This window comes from Bradyrhizobium sp. F1.13.3 (genome assembly GCF_040548265.1).
Taxonomy (GTDB): domain Bacteria; phylum Pseudomonadota; class Alphaproteobacteria; order Rhizobiales; family Xanthobacteraceae; genus Bradyrhizobium.
The window spans coordinates 21,816-39,724 of sequence record NZ_JBEPRI010000008.1; the positions used below are offsets into that span (position 1 = coordinate 21,816).

The following is a 17,909-nucleotide window of genomic DNA, read 5'->3' on the forward strand; positions in this document are numbered from 1 at the left end:
ACTAGGCAGCACTGGATTCAAATGAAGTGCAACAGATGCTAAAGTATCGCAGAAAGCCTTCACGAACTGCTTGTGGCGACAACAGCTCCCCGATGCGCAATCAGCGGCTTCCGACTCGTGAAGTCGTTCTCGGGTACCGCCACGGCAATCCGACCGCACCTGCGTCCGTGCGCTACCGGGCTCCAACTCCGCTCGCGCTGGATTTCTCTTTCTTTCCCGCCTTCGCGCTCGGAGCGGGTTGTTGAGGCGGCGAAAGCACCAGCGGATGAGACGGCACCTGGAGGCGGTTAACGCCGACATCATCCCTCAGTGCATCGGTATCCAGGCGCTGGCTCCGGTCAGCAGAATCGCGGGGATCCGCGGAAGCCACGGAGGCGGCCGTTAGGCCAACGATGATTCCCACCAATACACACCCGCATCTCGTCATCTTCCCAGCCCTTCAAAACGCGAAATCAAGTCGGGGACCAACCCTGAGATCCCTGTACCGCCGCTCCGGAACGTTCGATGCTCGCGCCTCGTACAAGACACTGGTGGTGATCGACATGTTGCTGGCGAAACTATACCTCAGCCCGACGTCCGCTGAGTAGATCTGATCCTGTCGGCCCCTGTTAAGCCCGTCCGTGAACCAAAAGGCTTCGAACAATGGCGTGCTCACAATCGACCATTTCGGGTCCAGCTTGACTTCGATACCCAGCACCGCGTCAAAGCGCCAGCGGCGGGTTTCTGCAAGATCGGAAAACCGGTAGGTCAGGAGCAACAGTGGCGACAGCGTGACATTGTTCACGCGGAAGTCGCGCGCTACCGATCCCATCACGTCGTGGGACGTGAAAGCAAGATCGCGATAGACACCGTCGAAATCGTACCGGTTCTCATAAATAGCGGAGAAGCGCCAGCCGTCCCAATTCTCGGTCAAGCGCGCTCCTATTCGTGCCACTGCGGCGTTGCCGTCCTTCTCGGTCGCAAAGGCCTCGTATTGGGCGCGAGCATAGAGCCGGTACGAGAGGTCGTTTGTAAGGTTCCCATCCAGCCTGAGGCTGACGTCGGGCTCATAATAGAGATCCGACCTGCGATTGCTCCGGCTGAACAAGGCATTGTCAGTGAAGGTTGGCGCGACGGAGCCAACGACGCTCCATGACGGAGCGGAATAATACGGCACAGGACCGCTCGCCCTCAGTTCGGTGAGATCAACATCCGCCGCCCTAGCGGCTCCAAACAACCCAACGACCAGACAAAGAACCGTCAGCGCGCGCATGGTGTCCCCCCGATGGCTTCCGCGTACACCAGGAATCACGGCAGCGTGGGCGGTGATTGTGGCGTGTTAATGATCAGTAACTAAATCTGTGATTGAGGCGGCTGGTGCCGTCTGCGGAAGCTCTCCGGAGACTACCCAGCAACAGCCAAATGCCAGCGGCTTCGACGCCCTGCCTTCAGAGCCGGAGCACCCGCAAGGTCGGCTAATAATCCACCGCGTCCCTGGTGATCGGACAGGTCATGCAATGACCGCCTCCCCGGCCGCGTCCCAGTTCTGCACCGACTATGGTGATCACCTCGATCCCCTCCTTGCGCAGCAAGGTGTTGGTGTATGTGTTGCGGTCATAGGCGAAGACCACGCCCGGAGAGGCGCAGACCAGGTTCGCACCGCTATCCCACTGGGTCCGCTCGCGCATATACGCGTTGCCGCCGGTTTCAATCACGCGCAACTTCTTCAGGCCGAGCGCTTCCGCCACGACATCCACGAACGGCTTTTCATCCCTGCGTAGATCGAGGCCCGCGGAATTGTCGGCGGGCCGGTAAGAAAAGGCCGCGATGTTGTTGACGATATCCGGATAGAGCAGGACGCAATCCCGATCTGCGAACGTGAAGACAGTATCGAGATGCATCGCCGCGCGCAGCTTCGGCATGGCCGCCACAATCACACGTTCGGCCGCTTTTCTCTTGAACAAGGCTGCGGCAACCTGGCTGATCGACTGCCGCGAGGTGCGCTCACTCAATCCGATCAGAACGTTGCCCTTGCCGATCGGCATCACGTCGCCGCCTTCCAGCGTCGCGAGGCCGTGATCGCGCGTCGGATCGCCCCACCAGACGTTGACCTTGCCGGCGAAATCCGGATGGAACTTGTAGATGGCTGTGGCGAGGATCGGCTCTTCGTGTCGCGCTGGCCAGTAGAGCGAATTCAGCGTGACGCCGCCATAGATCCAGCATGTGGTGTCCCGCGTGTACAAGGTGTTGGGAAGCGGCGGTAGCAAATACTCGGTCATCCCGGCTGCTTCGCGCACCAGCTTGAGCATCTCGCCGCCATGGGCATCCGGAAAGTCGTGAGTCGATACTCCGCCGATCAGCGTTTCCGCCAACTCGCGCGGATTGAGACTTTCCAAATAGCCGCGCAGCTCGTCGATCAGACCGAGACCGACCTGATCGGCAACAACTTGGTTGTCCAGGATCCACTTCCTGGCCTCGGGAATCGCGACCGTCTCGGCGAGCAGATTGTGCATCTCGACGACTTCGATCCCGCGGTCACGCATTTTCTGAACAAAGTCGAAATGGTCGCGCTTGGCATTGTCCACCCACAGCACGTCATCGAACAGCAGAGTATCGCAATTGGAGGGCGTAAGGCGCTGATGGGCCCGCCCTGGCGAGCAGACCATCACCTTCCTCAGCTGGCCGACCTCTGAATGGACGCCGAAGGGAGCCGAGGTGTCCGATGTCTGCTTTGCCATGGGAGTTCTCCCGGGAGTTGCCTGCCTAGATGGTGATGTAGCCGGTGGCCAATCCGTGTATTCCAACAGCAGCGCCGAGGGCGGCTGCAATGAAGAGGCCCCACTCGATGGCTGTAAAGACCCGCGCGTTCTGTTCCAGGCGCGCCCAGAAATAGAGTGCAGTGCCTGGCGCGTAGAGGATCAAGGACAGCAGCAGGAACTTCATCCCGGCGGCATAGATCAGGAACAGCGTATAGACCAAGGCGACGCCGGCAAAGATCATGTCGCGCTTGCGATCACGGCCGCTTTTCTCATAGGTCTCGCCGCGACGGACGAGCAGGAGCCCGTACGCTGCGACGAGGAAGAACGGAATGAGTGACATCACGCTCGTGAGATTGAGCATAAGCGCAAATGCATCCTGCGACCAATAGGTGCTGATGACGAAGAGCTGAACGATCACATTGGTGAGCCAGAGCGCCGCAGCCGGCACCTTGTTCGCGTTTTCGGTGCCGAACAAAGCCGGCATATCCTTCGTTCGTCCGGCGGCGGAGAGCACCTCAGCGCAGATTAGCGACCATGCAAGATAGGCCCCCAATACCGAAACCAGGAGCCCGATGCTGACGAAGATCGCGCCCCAATGCCCGACCACCGCCTCCAATACCGTTGCCATGGACGGCTGTCGCATGTCGGCGATCTCGGCGCGGGGCAGCGCGGCGTATGGCAGCATGGTCACGAGCACCATCAGGGTCGTAACGACCGCAAACCCTAAAATGGTCGCCGCGCCGACATCTGCCCGTTCCTTGGCATAGCGTGAATAGACGCTGGCGCCCTCAATGCCGAGAAAGACAAACACCGTCACCAGCATGGTCGCGCGAATCTGGTCGAACAGACTCTTGTCCGGCATCCCCTCGCCGCCCCAGAAATTGGCGCGGAAAAGATCGGCTTTGAACGCAAAGATCAGGATAGCAATGAAGACCAGGATCGGCACGATCTTCGCAATCGTGACGATGGTGTTGATCGCCGCGGCCTGCTGCACGCCGCGAAGAATCATGAAGTGAAACAGCCAGATTCCTATCGAGGCGACGATGATAGCGGTGACCGTATTGCCGTCTCCAAAGACAGGAAAGAAGGCGCCCAAGGTCGACTTGATAAGGACCCAATAGGATACGTTGCCGATGCAGCTGCCGATCCAGTATCCGAACGCCGATAGGAAACCAGGATAATCACCAAATCCCTCTTTCGCATAGGCATAGACACCAGCATCGAGCTCTGGCCTTCGTTCAGCCAGCGTTTGGAACACCCGCGCGAGCGTGTACATGCCGCCTCCGGCCATACACCAGGCGAGGACCGCTCCGAACGGACCAGTGGCGATGCCGAATGTTCTCGGGAGCGAGAAGATGCCCGAGCCAACCATCGATCCGACCACCATCGCGGTCAACGCGAACAGGGAGAGCTTCTGGACTGACGGCGTCCCAGTCATGTGAAGACCTCGCGATAGTGCGGGTGCGCAACATCCTGGCCGATCGACTTGCCGGCACTTCACCATGCACCTCGGGCGGAGCCTGGAATATCAGGTGAACTCCTAATCCCGGGACAGGATTCCCCTCGCCGGAGACCAGCGGCTTAGCCGACCGATTGAGCGGAAGTCCCTACCCGCCCCTTCTCTCCGAACCAGCTCACATACAATGTCGGCAGCAAGACCAGCGTCAAAACGGTTGCAACCAGCAGACCGCCCATGATTGCGACGGCCATCGGGCCCCAGAATACTTTTCGGCCGGGATAAGGTCAGCCTCAGGCGCCCCTCCAGCAACAACGATCAGGAACATTCATCCCCACGCCTCAGGGTTTTCTCCGATCCCAAGCCGACCGATCGAAAGCTAGTGTTCGAAAGCGCGTTCCGCCAGTGGCACGGTTGCACCGGGTGGCGCATCGTGTTGGCCGCGGCGGAGCTTGATCCAGCAGGAGGTTTGCATGTCCGATCTAGTAGCGATCGTGTATCCATCCGAGGCGAAGGCCGAGGAAGTGCGTCAGCGGCTGCTCAAGCTGCAGAAGGAATATCTGATCACCATCAGCGACGCAGTGATCGCCGTGAAGACGGATTCAGGCGGCATCAAGCTCAATCAGCTCGTCAACACGACGTCGATGGGCGCGGTGACCGGCGGTTTCTGGGGACTTCTGATCGGCATGATCTTCCTCAATCCGATCCTCGGTGTCGCCGTCGGCGCAGCTTCCGGCGCACTTGGCGGCGCACTGTCCGATTTCGGCATCGACGACTCCTTCATGAAGGAATTATCAGTATCACTTCACACGGGCAACGCCGCCTTGTTCGTGCTGATCAAGAATATGACTGCGGACAAGGTCTTGAAGGAGATCAAGGACGCCGGAGGGACCGTGCTGAAGACGTCCCTCGACGATGCCAAAGAACAGGCTCTGCGCGACGCGCTCGCAAGCGCCGCGGAGCGGCCGGCGGCCTGAAGCCACTTAGCGGCGGTTGCCGGCCAGACGCAGCAGCATCATGAACAGGTTGATAAAGTTGAGATACAACGACAGCGCTGAAATTACCGACTTGCGGCCTCTGGTCGTTTCGTCGTCCCGGCTGTCATGCATCGCCTTGATCCGTTGCGTGTCGTAGGCCGTCAGCCCGGCAAACACGCCGACGCCCACAATGGAGATCAGCCAATCAAGCCCGCTGGATTGCAGGAACAGATTCACCAGGGTGGCGATGATGATCCCGATAAGGCCCATGAACAGGAAGGTGCCGAGACCGGATAAGTCGCGTCTTGTGGTGTAGCCAAAGACGCTGAGCGCCCCGAACGTCGCCGCGGTGATGAAGAAGACGCGCGCAATCGAGGCGCTGGTGTAGATGTGGAGCAGCGTCGAGAGCGACACGCCGACCAGCGCCGCATAGATGAAGAACAGCAGACGCGCGATCGACACCGACAGCGTATTGATCCGCGAGCCGATGAAGAAAACCAAACCCAGCGGCGCGAGTATGAAGACCCACATCAATGGGCTCTGCAGCAATGCAGGACTGGTGAGCTGATAGGTGAGCCACGCGACAACAGCCGTTAGGCCGACGCCGGCAGCCATATGGTTGTAGATGCGCAGCATGTAGCTACGCAGTCCAGCAGCGACCGCGATTCCATCGCCGCCGCCCGCTCCCACCATCGTCACGTTCGGATCATAGTTCGACATTGCATGTCTCCTGCCAGAGCTCGCTAATCAGGTCATGCTATCTCTGGGTATCAGTAGACGGCATCGGACAATCACCCGAGAGCTGGCAAGGACAATCACCCTATCGCACAGCTTTTTCGGTACTGCGCACCTGAGCACGGTGATTACGAACCGGTAATCGAAACCGCCGAAAGTGTCCTCCTTTGGTCGGAGACGCATTTACGTGTTTGTCACTTGGAAAATGGCCGCGATCCGGCCTAATCCGGCCGATATGCGCTTCTACTTTCATATCGTCGACAAATACGGTCTCTCGCCCGATGGGACCGGATACGAGCTCGCCAATCAGGATGCAGCGTCCCTGCATGCCCGATGCATAGCAGCTGAACTCGCGAAGGCGGGCGAGTTCTGCCGTTTCAGCGTCGTGCTTTTGGCGACCGCTTCCGGGCCATCATCCAGTCCCGGTCAAATCGCGACTGCCCCTCCCCCAAAACCTTGAGGGCGATGCCCAACCTTATAGTACGTCAATTTCCTGCCCTCGCTCCCTACAGAGAATCCCGGATGTGCGAAGGGGAAAGCCACGTCTAAGGTCCTCTCCAATGCGGCGGGCATCAATGCCCGTCGCATCCCGGATTGGAAGGCCATCCCGTCATGGCTCCCCCGCCGAATGCGGCCGACCAGAAGCTCTCGCGGAATGCTCTCATCGCGCTCGTGATCGGCTCGATGGTGGGGTCCGGCATTTTCGCACTACCTGCGGCGTTCGGACGAGCCACGGGTGCGCTTGGAGCAATGATTGCCTGGGCTATCGCGGGCAGCGGCATGCTGATGCTGGCTTTCGTGTTCCAGACGTTGTCACACCGCAAGCCCGACCTCGATGCCGGGATCTATGCCTATGCCAGAGCCGGATTTGGCGACTACATCGGCTTTGCTTCAGCCGTCGGGTACTGGATCGGTTGCTGTCTTGCGGACGTCGCCTGTCTCGTCTTGATCAAGGCAACGCTCGGGCAGTTTTTTCCCATGTTCGGCGACGGGACAACTCCGGTGGCGATCGCTTCGGCGTCTGTCCTGCTGTGGGGAGTGCACATTTTGCTGCTGCGCGGCATCAAGAGCGCAGCCACGCTCAATACGATTGCGACCTACACAAAGATCATCCCGATTTTGCTGTTCATTGGCACTGCCGTCATTGCTTTTAATGGCGATCTGTTCGGCGTCAATTTCCACGGAGCGGAGCAGTCGGATGCGTCGAGTGTGTCTTCTCAGGTTCGCGGCACGATGCTGCTGACCGTGTTCGTTTTCGTCGGCATTGAAGGCGCGAGCGTCTACTCCCGCTACGCTCGGCGTCGTGCCGACGTCGGGTTCGCAACCCTCGCCGGGTTTCTGACGGTGCTGGGCCTGCTCGTTCTCGTGACGCTCTTGTCCTACGGCGTGTTGCCGAGGGCTGAACTGGCCGATCTTCCGACGCCATCCATGGCTGGCGTCATGGAAGCAATTGTCGGCCGCTGGGGCGGCGTATTCATCAGCCTGGCGCTCCTGATCTCGGTTCTCGGCAACTACCTATCTTGGTCACTGCTGGCGGCCGAGATCCTGCATTCCGCGGCGATCCACCGCACCATGCCTTCCTTTCTTGCCAGGGTGAATGCGCACAAGGTCCCTGCCGGCGCGCTCTGGCTCACAAATTGCGTCATCCAGATCTTTCTGCTGGTCGCCTGGTTTGCGGAGTACGCGTTCACACTCGCGTTGAAGATGACGAGCGCGATGACGCTAATCCCGTATTTCTTTGTCGCGGCGTACGGCTTAAAGCTTGCTTGGTCGGGCGAGGCCTACCGCGCGGGCGAGCGCGCTCGCACCACCGACTGGATCCGATCGGCTATAGCAACGATCTATGCAGCTGGCATGATCTACGCCGGCGGACCGAAATTTCTCTTGCTGTCGTCCATCCTGTATGCACCCGGCACTCTGCTGTTCCTGCTTGCGAAACGCGAGCGCAAGGAAGCAATCTTCAGGCCATTCGAAGCTATGCTTTTTGCAGCGATCACGATTGCCGCGTGCGCCGGCGTTTACGCACTCGCAACCGGAGCCATATCGATTTGAACCTTTGTCCCTAGTTGCATGGAGGCGAATATGAGCACACGAGCCATCTGTGGCGCCTTGATCATGTGCGGATCGATGGCAGTCTGCGCCTTTCCAACCGTGTCGCTGGCCCAGTCGACTGAGACCGGCGTGTCTGCCCAAAGCGGCGCCGGCGCGTCGCCACCGGAGAAGGCAGCTCCCAACACCAATACGAACCCGACGAAGCACCGCTACTGGCGTCATCGCGGCGGAAAGCATCCGCACTTTGGCAGCCGGCGCATCCGGACCTAGGTGTCAAGGCGACGGCGATTGAACCGATACCATGAACGAGTCCAGGACAGCACCGGAGAGACTCTGCGAGATCGCTCCACGCGATGAGGCCGCCGTCGTGCCGGAGAACGGCACACGGCGCGGCATTCTCGCAACCGGGCTCGGCCTGGTGGCCGCCTGCGTCTTGCTGTTTCTGGTGTGGCAGACGGTCTCCAGTCTCCTGCTGATCTTTGCAGGCGTGTTGTTCGCCGCGTTTCTGGATGCTTGCGCAAGAGCCCTGGCGGCCGTCCTCCCGCTCAATCGCGCCGCACGGCTGACGCTGGTTCTGTTGCTGTTCTCCGCTCTGTCGGGATTTGGACTGATCTGGGGCGCGGGAAAGCTGCCGGAGCAGACGCGTCTCTTGCTGAAGGTCATGGACAACCAACTCGACATCCTGCAGCAGCATCTTCTGTCATACGGCGTGGATCTGCTCGGTCCGGAATGGGGCCGCGACTTTGCGCAGTGGCTGTTCTCGGATCAAGGCCGGTTTCTCAACCATGCTCAGTTCCTGCTTGGCGGAGCGTCGAGCCTTCTGACCAGTGTCCTGGTGGTCCTGTTCCTCGGGATCCTCTTTGGTTTCGACCCAACCAGCCACCGTGAAAGCCTGATCATGCTGGTGAAGCCCTCCCAGCGCCGACGGACGAGAGCGATCATGGACGAGATGGGTAATGTCATGCGACTGTGGCTCGTCGGGCAGTTCATCCGCGTCATACTCATGACGGTGTTGGTCTGGGCCGCACTCTATCTCATCGGATTGCCCGGACCCTTCGTGCTCGGACTGCAGGCGGGCCTGTCGAATTTCATTCCCTATGTCGGACCAATCGTGGCCGCAATACCGATCGCGCTGGTCGCAATGCCGCTCGGCAGTTCCCTGCTGATCTGGGCCGTCCTCATTTACTCGATCATCCAGTCGGTCGAAGGCTATGTGATCGGTCCGCTGATCCAGCGTCAGGCCGTCGAGATCCCTCCTGCCTGGACGTTGGTCGCCATCGTCCTGCTCGGTGCGCTGTTCGGCGTCCTGGGCATCGCGCTCGCCATGCCCCTGGTGGCGATCGGCCGTGTCGCAATCATCCGATTCTATGTCGAGGACTACCTCGGCGACGAGTTCAAGCAGACGTTCAACAGCGGTGAATCGTGAGTGAGGAGCCTATGAACCAGAGCGGTGCGCCACGGCAGGAGGGTACCGATCCTCCCTCGCCTCAATCGACAATGGCTCAATTCCTGTGGCAGCAGCTTCCTTATGTCGTGGCGCTGGTGCTTGCCATCGCGGGCGTCGCCTATACCAACGTTTCCCACCAACCTCTCGTCGGCTACTGGGAATTCCTGGCGCTTGCCATCTGCATCGTGTGCGTCGTCACCAAATGGCCGGAAACCCAAGGCAAGGAGGCCCGGCTCCGCTTGATCTGGACCCAGGCGCTGCATTGGGTCGCCGTGCTGGTCACGATGAACATCATTCTGATCTCGGGCGTTCAGCAATTGCTTCCGACCCCGGCGACCGGCCTTGTCCTGCTGACTTTGCTTGCGCTCGGCACGTTCCTCGCTGGCGTCAGCCTTCTATCGCTGCAGATCTCTTTCCTCGGCCTTGCCATGGGCATTGCCGTCCCGGCGATATCCTGGCTGAAGCAGTCCGTCTTTTTCTTCCTGCTGGGCGCAGTGCTGCTGATCGGACTCGGCATCACATTCTGGCTCCGCCAGGACAGCCGACCGAGGAGCGCGCTCTCCGATACCAACAGTCAAGTGGAGGCCTGAATGCGAATGATCCGGTTTATGGCAGTCTTCGGCGCGTCCGCGTTGCTATGCGGCGCAGCCCTGCCGGCGCGCGCCGAAACGTTCAGGGTCGGCCGGCTCCTGTGCTTCAGCAACCCGCGCGTCGGGCTTGTGCTCGGATCGGTGCAGTCGTTGCGCTGCACATTCTTTGCGAGAAATCCGCCGAGGCAGTTCATCTATGAGGGACGAATCCGGCGTGTCGGCCTTGATATCGGCGTGACCAGCGCAGGCACCTTGTCCTGGGCCGTGCTCGCCAAAAACTCGCGGATCGGATCCGCCACCTTGCGCGGCAACTATGTCGGCGCGAGCGGCAGCTTTGCGTTCGGCCCCGGGCTCGGCGCGAACGTCCTGATCGGTGGCTCGCGACGGAGCGTGATGTTGCAACCCCTGTCGATCGAGCGATCGATCGGGATCAACCTAGCGGCTGGCGTCACTAACCTGACGCTGGGTCCGCGCGGCCAGCGATAGCTTGCAAAGGCGATCGAGCACACAATCGCTCCGCTCGGGCCCACGAGAACATTCCCGCCCCATCGCTCAGGGTTTCGTCGGATGTCGACAGCGCGGGTTCGACGCTAGCATCCCAAGCGTGCCGATCATCACGCAGACCAGGAGGATGGGATGACAGTCTATGACGACCGCTCCGACATCGAGGCTTTGGGCGCCCTTCCGCTGTGGGTCTGTGCCCTTCTCGGAATCGTGATGATCGCCGCCGGTTTCGCAGCTCTCAGCGACGTGGCGTTCGCAACCATCATCAGCGTGAAGTTCATCGGACTGACGGCCATCGCGGCCGGCGCGTTCGAGATCATCCATGCATTCTGGACCAAGGGATGGGGTGGGTTCCTGTGGCAGATCCTGCTCGGCGCACTCTACGCCGCGTTCGGCCTTGTGCTGCTTACCCAGCCCGCCTCGGGTGCCTTGATCCTCACCTACCTCCTCGGCGCGGTGCTGTTCGCCTCAGGCGTCATTCGATGCGTGCTGAGCTTCGCCCATTGGCGGCAAAACGGATGGATGATGCTGATCTCGGGCATTTTTGGGCTGCTCGCCGGCGTGCTGATCTTATTCGGCTTTCCGACCATCAGCGTCTGGGCCCTCGGATTTCTGCTTGGCGTCGATCTGATTTCGCACGGCCTCGCCTGGCTGCTTTACGCTCTTCAGGCGGCGCGGCGAACCGCCTAACAAAGGAGAAGAAACATGATGGACACACCGAGCCGTCGGGCTTTCCTTGGCCTTGCTCAGAATGCCGTCGCTGCCGTGGCGATCGGCGCCATCGGCGTTCGTTTCATTGAGGCCGCGGACGCAATGCCTATTGCTCACGATCTCGGCCAGACCAGCGAGCGATCGAATCACCTGACGCAAGCACAATGGGGACCACCCCCTCGCCCAGGCTGGGGTCCGCCGCGATCGCCGCGGCGCCGGCGTCGCTGGGTGTGCTGGTGGCATCGCGGTCGTCGCCGTTGCGGATGGCGGTGGCGCTAACAACGCGTCCTCGCGCAATCCGCGGTCGACAGATGCGCCGCGAAGCCGGCACCAGTCCCAATCAGACGAAGGAGGCAGCCTTGCGCATCACGAATAGATGGGTCGTTGGGACCTTTCTGGCAGCTCTTCTCGTTGCGGCAACCTGGTATTGCGTGGCGGTATGGCAGGCAACGCCGTCTATGCCGCTTTACCGCAACGTCATCCTGGGAGGCGCTGCAATCCTGATGCTGGTCACCGGCTGCGGCCTGATCGCGCTGATGTTCTACAGCCGCCGCAAGGGCTACGACGAACCCGCGCACAGCAATCGCATGCGGCGGGAGTAGCGAGGCGCCGGTGAAGCACTGACCCGGCTCCATATCCGTTGCAAGGAGCGGACAATGAACTTTGCTGGCGTCTCGATCAGCCTGCCGGGGGCAACTCTCCTGATGATCATCGCCGGCGGATCGGCCCAAACCCAGTCGACTTCGGCCGCGCCACCCGCGGTCGGCATCGTGGAAGCGGCCAGGCGGCCGATCACCGAGAGCAGTGAATTTCTCGGGCGGATCGAGGCGATCAATCGGGTCAACCTCGTTGCTCGCGTCACTGCATTTCTGGAACGGCGCCTGTTCGAGGAAGGCGCCGAGATCAGCAAAGGCGATGAGCTCTATCGGCTTGAGCGCGGCCCCTTCGAATCGGATCTCGCATCGAAACAGGCGCAGGTGTCCCAGCTTGAGGCCACACTCGAGAATGCCAAGCTGACAACCGAACGCGCGCGGACCTTGCTCGGAGGCCCTGCCGGGCAACAGTCCACCTACGACGCAGCAATCGCGAACCAGCGCAGCCTCGAAGCCCAGGTGCGAGCCGCGCAAGCAGGGGTCCAGGCCTCTCAGATCAATCTCGATTACACAGTGATCAACGCGCCGATCGCCGGCAAGATCGGACGAACGGCGGTGACGGTGGGCAACGTCGTCAGTCCAAGCTCGGGGGTACTGACCAGCATCGTCAGCCAAGACCCGATGTATGTCACCTTTCCCGTGCCGGTGCGTCAGGGACTGGAGCTGCGCGAACGATACGCGCCGCAAGGCGGTCTGGAAGCCGTGGTCATCAGGCTGCGACTGCCGAACGAGCGAATGTACGGAAAAACCGGCAAGCTGAACTTCGTCGACAATACCATCGCCCAGAGCACTGATACGATCACCGTGCGTGGCGAGATCGCCAATCCGATCCTGCGGGCGCCCTCGGCGGCCGGTGTCTCTGTTCACGAGTTGACCGATGGCGAGTTCGTGACCGTTGTGCTTGAGGGCGTTCAGCCGGTCGAGGTGCTGGTGATCCCTCGCTCGGCCGTGCTCTCCGATCAGCAGGGCAACTATGTTCTCGCCGTCGGCGCCGACAACGAAGCCGAACAGCGTCGCATCCAGCTCGGTCAATCGACCCCGACTATCGCGGCGGTGATCGCCGGACTTGCGGCGGGCGATAAGGTGATTGTCGAAGGCCTGCAGCGGGTTCGTCCCGGCCAGACCGTGTCGCCAGGACCAGCCAGCGCGCTGATCCTGTCGAGCATGAAAGCCGCCGCAGATGGCACGGCTCCGCAAACGGATCACGGCCCCTCCGGCAAGGCTCGTCCGGCGGATAACAAACCATGATGTCCGCCGTCTTCATCGATCGTCCGCGGCTTTCGATGGTGATCGCATTCATCATCACGATTGCCGGCGCACTGGCGCTGGCGCAAATCCCGGTGGCGCAATTTCCAGACATCGTGCCGCCACAGGTCACGGTCGCCGGCATCTTCCCTGGCGCGTCCGCCGAGGTTGTAGAGAGCAGTGTCGCCCAGCCGCTGGAGGCGCAGATCATTGGAAGCGACCGCGCACTCTACATGAAATCGACTAGCGGCAATGACGGCAGCTACACACTGACGGTTTCGTTCGCGCTTGGTACCAACCCCGACATCAATACCGTCAACGTCAACAACCGCGTGCAGAGTGCTCTTTCGCAATTGCCCACCGAAGTACAGCAGCAGGGCGTGACGGTGCACAAGCGCTCCTCGTCGATCCTGCAGTTCCTCGTACTCTACAGCGGAAATGGCCAACAGGACCCGCTCTTCATCACCAACTATGCAATCATCAACGTGCTTGATGCGATCGCCAGCACGCCGGGGGTCGGCCAGGCGAACCTGTTCGCGAAGATGAACTACTCGATGCGGATCTGGTTTGACACGCAGCGGCTCACCAGCCTCAATCTCACGCCGTCGGACGTCATTGGCGCGATCCGTACGCAAAGCGTCCAGGCCCCGGTCGGCCGCATCGGCGCGCGCCCGATCAGCGACGACCAGCAGTTCCAGTTCAATGTGCAGACCCTGGGCAGGCTCGCCACAGTCGATCAATTCACCCAAATCGTGCTGCGCGCCAATCCGGACGGTTCATCGCTGCTCGTGGGGGACGTTGCACGTGTCGAAATGGGCGCCCAAAATCTCGACAGTGAAGCGCGGATCGATGGACGTGCGGCCGTGCCGATGGCGATTTATCTGTCGCCGGGTGCCAATGCGGTGACCACCGCACAGGCGGTGACAGCGACGATGCAGCGGCTGTCGCAGCATTTTCCCACCGGGCTGAGCTACCTCGTCCAATACGACTCAACGAGCTTCGTGCGTGCCACCATCGCGGAAGTGTTGCAGACGCTAGGCGAGGCCTTCCTGCTGGTCGTGATCGTGGTGTACCTGTTCCTCGGCAATCTCCGGGCCACCGTGATCCCGGCCGTTGCCGTTCCGGTGAGCCTGATCGGCACCTTCGCCGTGCTGCTGGTGCTCGGATATTCGGCCAACACGGTGTCCCTGCTCGCCATGGTGCTCGCCATCGGCATCGTGGTGGACGACGCTATCGTCGTCGTCGAGAACGTCGAGCGGGTTATGGAGGACGAGCCCTCGCTTTCTCCCGCCGAGGCAAGCAAGAAGGCTATGACACAGATCATGGCGCCGATTATCGCGATCACGCTGGTACTGCTCTCCGTCTTCGTGCCGATCGCTTTCATTCCCGGCATTTCCGGCACGCTGTTTCGCCAGTTTGCAGTGACAATCAGCGCCGCGATGATGATTTCGGCACTGAATGCACTGACGCTGTCGCCGGCGCTGTGCGCGCTGTTCCTGCGCCACACCGGGCCGCGGCGTGGCCTAATCGGCCGTGTGCTTGGCGGCATCGACTGGTTGCGGGACGGCTACAGCAGCGGCGTGCGCCGATTGGTGCGGAAGGCGGGGCTCTCGCTCCTGCTGATTGCCCTATTCGCCGCCGGCATCTTCGGCATGTCGCTGATCACGCCGACGGGTTTCCTGCCCGAGGAAGATCAGGGAGCCTTCTTCACCTCGGTACAACTGCCGGACGGTGCGTCGGTGGCACGAACCAGCGAGGTCACCCAACAGCTCGAACATATCTTGAAGCAGATGCCCGCCGTCGATCACGTCCTTGCCATCATCGGCTTTTCCCTGCTCGACGGCGCATCCGAACCGAATAGCGCGCTGGTGGTAACGCGCCTGAAGCCGTTTGCCGATCGCAAGGCAGCAACGGATTCTGCGCGAGCGCTGATCGGCCAAACCTTCGCCGCTGGCGCGCAGATCCGCCAAGCCAATGTCCTGCCGTTCAATCTGCCGCCGATCATCGGGCTCTCCACCGGCGGTGGCTTCGAATACCAGCTCCAGGCGTTGGAAGGACAGAACCCGGCCGAAATCTCCAGTGTCACGGGTGCGCTGATCGGCGCCGCCAACGCCGACCCACGGCTCTCGCGCGTCTTTTCGACCTTCACTGCGACCAATCCGTCGATCTATCTCGATATCGACCGCCGCAAGTCCCAGGCGCTCGGAGTGACGATCAGCGACATCTTCACGGCCCTACAAGCGACGCTCGGCGGCATCTACGTCAACAACTTCAATCGGTTTGGCCGCACCTGGCAGGTCAACGTTCAGGGCGAGGCGCTCGATCGCGCCGACATTTCGGACATCTGGCGGATCTATCTGCGTAATGCCACCGGCCAAATGGTGCCGATCAGATCGGTTGCCGGGATCAAGATCGTGACCGGGCCTCAGGTGATCACCCGCTACAACAATTATCGGTCGGTGACGGTAAACGGTAGCCCGGCGCCCGGTGTCTCCTCAGGTACCGCCCTCACAGCGATGGCCGACGTCTCTCATGCCGTACTGCCTGCGGGCTACGGTTTCGACTGGACCGGCACCGCCTATCAGGAGCAACAGGCCGCCGGCCAGACAGGCATCGTGCTCGCGCTTGCCGTGCTGTTCGCGTATCTGTTCCTGGTCGCGCTCTATGAGAGCACGATTGTCCCGATTCCGGTCCTGTTGTCGGTCTTGGTCGGCGTGCTCGGCTCCTATGTCGGCATCAAGGTCGCTGGCCTCAATCTCGATCTGTACGGTCAGATCGGGCTCGTGGTGCTGGTCGCACTCGCCGCCAAAAACGGCATCCTGATCGTCGAGTTTGCGAAGGAGCAGCGTGAGGCGGGCGTGGCGCTCGAGCAAGCCGCGATCCAGGGCGCACATATGCGTTTCCGCGCAGTGATGATGACTTCCGTTGCCTTCATCCTTGGTCTCCTGCCGCTTGTGATTGCGACCGGCGCCGCCGAGCTCAGCCGCAGGGCCGTCGGCACAGCCGTGTTCGCAGGCATGCTTGCGGCGAGCTCTGTTGGGATCTTCCTGGTGCCGATGCTCTACGTGACGTTTCAGCGCCTGCGCGAGCGGGCAAAGGGGAATTCCAAAGCAACCCGTGGGCCGACATCACCGATCGATGAGACGGTCTAGGCAATGGCAAGCAATCGAAGGCTGGCTGATCGCCCTTCTCGGCCGTGGTCCTCGTCGCGGTCGGATATTTCGCCCCAGCCGCTGTCCGCAAAGCGCTCAATAGGGCTGAACTTCGAGGCCAGAGTGACCGTTAGGCCCGCAAAGCAGGAGGTAACGACATGCTCTCCAAAGTCGTTGTGCGGATGCAAAAAGCCGCGCGCATGGCGGCCATTCTTGCGTCATGCGCCGCTCTCGGTCCTGGGCTGGCGCAGGAGCGCGCTGCCGTGACGGTTTTTGAGAACGTGCGCATTTTCGACGGCAAGAACCAGACCCTCTCCGCTCCGTCGAATGTCCTCATCCGAGGCAACACAATCGAGCGTATTGCGATCGCTCCCATTCCGGTCGATCGTTCCCCGGACACCCGCACTGTGGCAGGCGGCGGACGCGTGCTGATGCCCGGGCTCAGCGACATGCATTGGCATGCGACGATGGTTCGTCCAGCCCCTGCTCAAATGCTTTCAAGCGACTTGGGTTACACGATGCTGCTCGCGGGCGCGGAAGCCACTGCTACGCTGATGCGCGGGTTCACCACCGTCAGGGACATGGGCGGCCCAGCTTTCGCGCTGAAGCGCGCCATCGATGAGGGGGTCGTTGCAGGCCCTCGCATCTATCCGTCGGGGGCCGTCATTACAGTCACCGGCGGCCACGGCGACTTCCGTGAGCTCTGGGAGCTGCCGCAAAGTCTCGGCGGAACGAGCCGCGTCGAGCAGCTTGGTGGAAGCATGATCGCGGATAGTCCCGACGAGGTTCGCAAGCGCACGCGCGAACAGCTCATGCAGGGCGCATCGCAGATCAAGCTGACGGCAGGCGGCGGCGTTGCCTCGCCTTTCAGTCCACTCGATGTGACCACCTTCAGTGAGGCTGAGCTGAGGGCCGCCGTCGAAGCAGCTACCGATTGGGGAACCTATGTGGCGACGCACGCCTATACGCCAAACGCGATTCGACGCTCCGTTGCTGCAGGCGTCAAGGTGATCGAGCATGGTCATTTGATGGATGAGCCGACCGCACGTCTCCTTGCGGAGGAGAAGATCTGGCTGAGCACACAGCCCTTCGTGGACCTTGGCGGCGCAGCCATGCTTCCTGCCGCGCAACAAGCGCAGATGCGCCAAGTGGTTGCGGGCACCGACACCACGTACGGGTTTGTCAAAAAATACAAGATCAAGACGGCCTTCGGGACTGATATTCTCTTCTCCAAGGCGTTGGCTGAGCATCAGGGTCAGGGTATCGTGGATCTCACACGTTGGTTCACTCCGGCGGAAGCATTGGCAATGGCGACTTCGGCAAACGGAGAGTTGCTGGCGCTCTCCGGCGCGCGCAACCCCTATCCCGGCAAGCTCGGAGTGGTCGAAGAAGGCGCGTTGGCGGATCTCCTTCTCGTGGACGGCAATCCCCTGGACGACATTCGCCTCATCGCGGATCCGGAGAATAAAATCTTGGTCATCATGAAGGATGGCATCATCTATAAGGACGTTGGTCCGAAATGACCCTCTCCTGACTGGGCGGGATGTTTCGCGCGCGCTGCCGGCTTTGCTCGCACCCGCAATTCACGTCCGCAGGTTCAATTGCCGCTGTGGGCTTCCCGATCACAAGCCCGCATCGGAGAGAGGGGC

16 protein-coding genes are annotated in these 17,909 nt (G+C 61.1%); 12 read left to right on the plus strand and 4 right to left on the minus strand.

From position 1 onward, the window contains the following. Window positions 1-439 precede the first annotated feature (439 nt). The 3 genes from ABIB66_RS21965 to ABIB66_RS21975 all read right to left on the minus strand — a co-directional run bounded on the left by ABIB66_RS21965 (window position 440) and on the right by ABIB66_RS21975 (window position 4,176). Complete coding sequence (locus tag ABIB66_RS21965) at window positions 440-1,252, minus strand: outer membrane beta-barrel protein (protein WP_354208693.1); 813 nt, start codon at window positions 1,250-1,252, stop codon at window positions 440-442. A 202-nt stretch (window positions 1,253-1,454) separates the two neighbouring features. Next, window positions 1,455-2,717 carry an arginine deiminase gene (gene arcA / locus ABIB66_RS21970; protein WP_354208694.1) on the minus strand — a complete coding sequence of 421 codons (1,263 nt, stop codon included), beginning with the start codon at window positions 2,715-2,717 and terminating at the stop codon, window positions 1,455-1,457. A gap of 25 nt (window positions 2,718-2,742) precedes the next feature. Next, a complete protein-coding gene (locus ABIB66_RS21975) occupies window positions 2,743-4,176 on the minus strand; it encodes a basic amino acid/polyamine antiporter (protein ID WP_354255552.1) in 1,434 nt (477 codons plus the stop codon). A gap of 491 nt (window positions 4,177-4,667) precedes the next feature. Here ABIB66_RS21975 and ABIB66_RS21980 point away from each other — a divergent pair, with 491 nt between their 5' ends. Beyond that, window positions 4,668-5,171: a DUF1269 domain-containing protein gene (locus ABIB66_RS21980; protein ID WP_007601211.1), complete on the plus strand. Its 504-nt coding sequence runs from the start codon at window positions 4,668-4,670 to the stop codon at window positions 5,169-5,171. Between the two features lie 6 nt (window positions 5,172-5,177). Here ABIB66_RS21980 and ABIB66_RS21985 read toward each other — a convergent pair whose 3' ends face one another. Further along, complete coding sequence (locus ABIB66_RS21985) at window positions 5,178-5,891, minus strand: Bax inhibitor-1/YccA family protein (RefSeq protein ID WP_354255555.1); 714 nt, start codon at window positions 5,889-5,891, stop codon at window positions 5,178-5,180. A gap of 250 nt (window positions 5,892-6,141) precedes the next feature. Here ABIB66_RS21985 and ABIB66_RS43605 point away from each other — a divergent pair, with 250 nt between their 5' ends. The 11 genes from ABIB66_RS43605 (at window position 6,142) to ABIB66_RS22035 (ending at window position 17,783) form a co-directional block, all read left to right on the plus strand. Next, a complete protein-coding gene (locus ABIB66_RS43605) occupies window positions 6,142-6,366 on the plus strand; it encodes a DUF6894 family protein (RefSeq protein WP_502917396.1) in 225 nt (74 codons plus the stop codon). Between the two features lie 152 nt (window positions 6,367-6,518). After that, a complete protein-coding gene (locus ABIB66_RS21990; RefSeq protein ID WP_354208697.1) occupies window positions 6,519-7,958 on the plus strand; it encodes a basic amino acid/polyamine antiporter in 1,440 nt (479 codons plus the stop codon). 30 nt (window positions 7,959-7,988) lie between these two features. Beyond that, complete coding sequence (locus ABIB66_RS21995) at window positions 7,989-8,228, plus strand: hypothetical protein (RefSeq protein ID WP_354208698.1); 240 nt, start codon at window positions 7,989-7,991, stop codon at window positions 8,226-8,228. 31 nt (window positions 8,229-8,259) lie between these two features. Then, a complete protein-coding gene (locus tag ABIB66_RS22000; protein WP_354255559.1) occupies window positions 8,260-9,384 on the plus strand; it encodes an AI-2E family transporter in 1,125 nt (374 codons plus the stop codon). A gap of 11 nt (window positions 9,385-9,395) precedes the next feature. Further along, window positions 9,396-9,995: a hypothetical protein gene (locus ABIB66_RS22005; RefSeq protein WP_354208701.1), complete on the plus strand. Its 600-nt coding sequence runs from the start codon at window positions 9,396-9,398 to the stop codon at window positions 9,993-9,995. Beyond that, window positions 9,996-10,481 (plus strand): DUF992 domain-containing protein, encoded by a 486-nt coding sequence (locus tag ABIB66_RS22010; RefSeq protein WP_275173349.1) that lies wholly within the window; start codon window positions 9,996-9,998, stop codon window positions 10,479-10,481. Between the two features lie 150 nt (window positions 10,482-10,631). Further along, a complete protein-coding gene (locus tag ABIB66_RS22015; RefSeq protein ID WP_354255562.1) occupies window positions 10,632-11,189 on the plus strand; it encodes an HdeD family acid-resistance protein in 558 nt (185 codons plus the stop codon). A gap of 380 nt (window positions 11,190-11,569) precedes the next feature. Continuing rightward, entirely contained in the window at window positions 11,570-11,812 is a 243-nt protein-coding gene (locus tag ABIB66_RS22020; RefSeq protein WP_354255565.1) for an Asp23/Gls24 family envelope stress response protein, read from the plus strand. Between the two features lie 54 nt (window positions 11,813-11,866). Continuing rightward, window positions 11,867-13,111, plus strand: coding sequence for an efflux RND transporter periplasmic adaptor subunit (locus tag ABIB66_RS22025; protein ID WP_354208704.1), 1,245 nt, complete (start codon window positions 11,867-11,869; stop codon window positions 13,109-13,111). Then, complete coding sequence (locus tag ABIB66_RS22030) at window positions 13,108-16,260, plus strand: efflux RND transporter permease subunit (protein WP_354255568.1); 3,153 nt, start codon at window positions 13,108-13,110, stop codon at window positions 16,258-16,260. The genes ABIB66_RS22025 and ABIB66_RS22030 overlap by 4 nt, the downstream gene beginning before the upstream one ends. Before the next feature lie 158 nt (window positions 16,261-16,418). After that, complete coding sequence (locus ABIB66_RS22035) at window positions 16,419-17,783, plus strand: metal-dependent hydrolase family protein (protein WP_502918331.1); 1,365 nt, start codon at window positions 16,419-16,421, stop codon at window positions 17,781-17,783. Window positions 17,784-17,909: the final 126 nt, after the last annotated feature.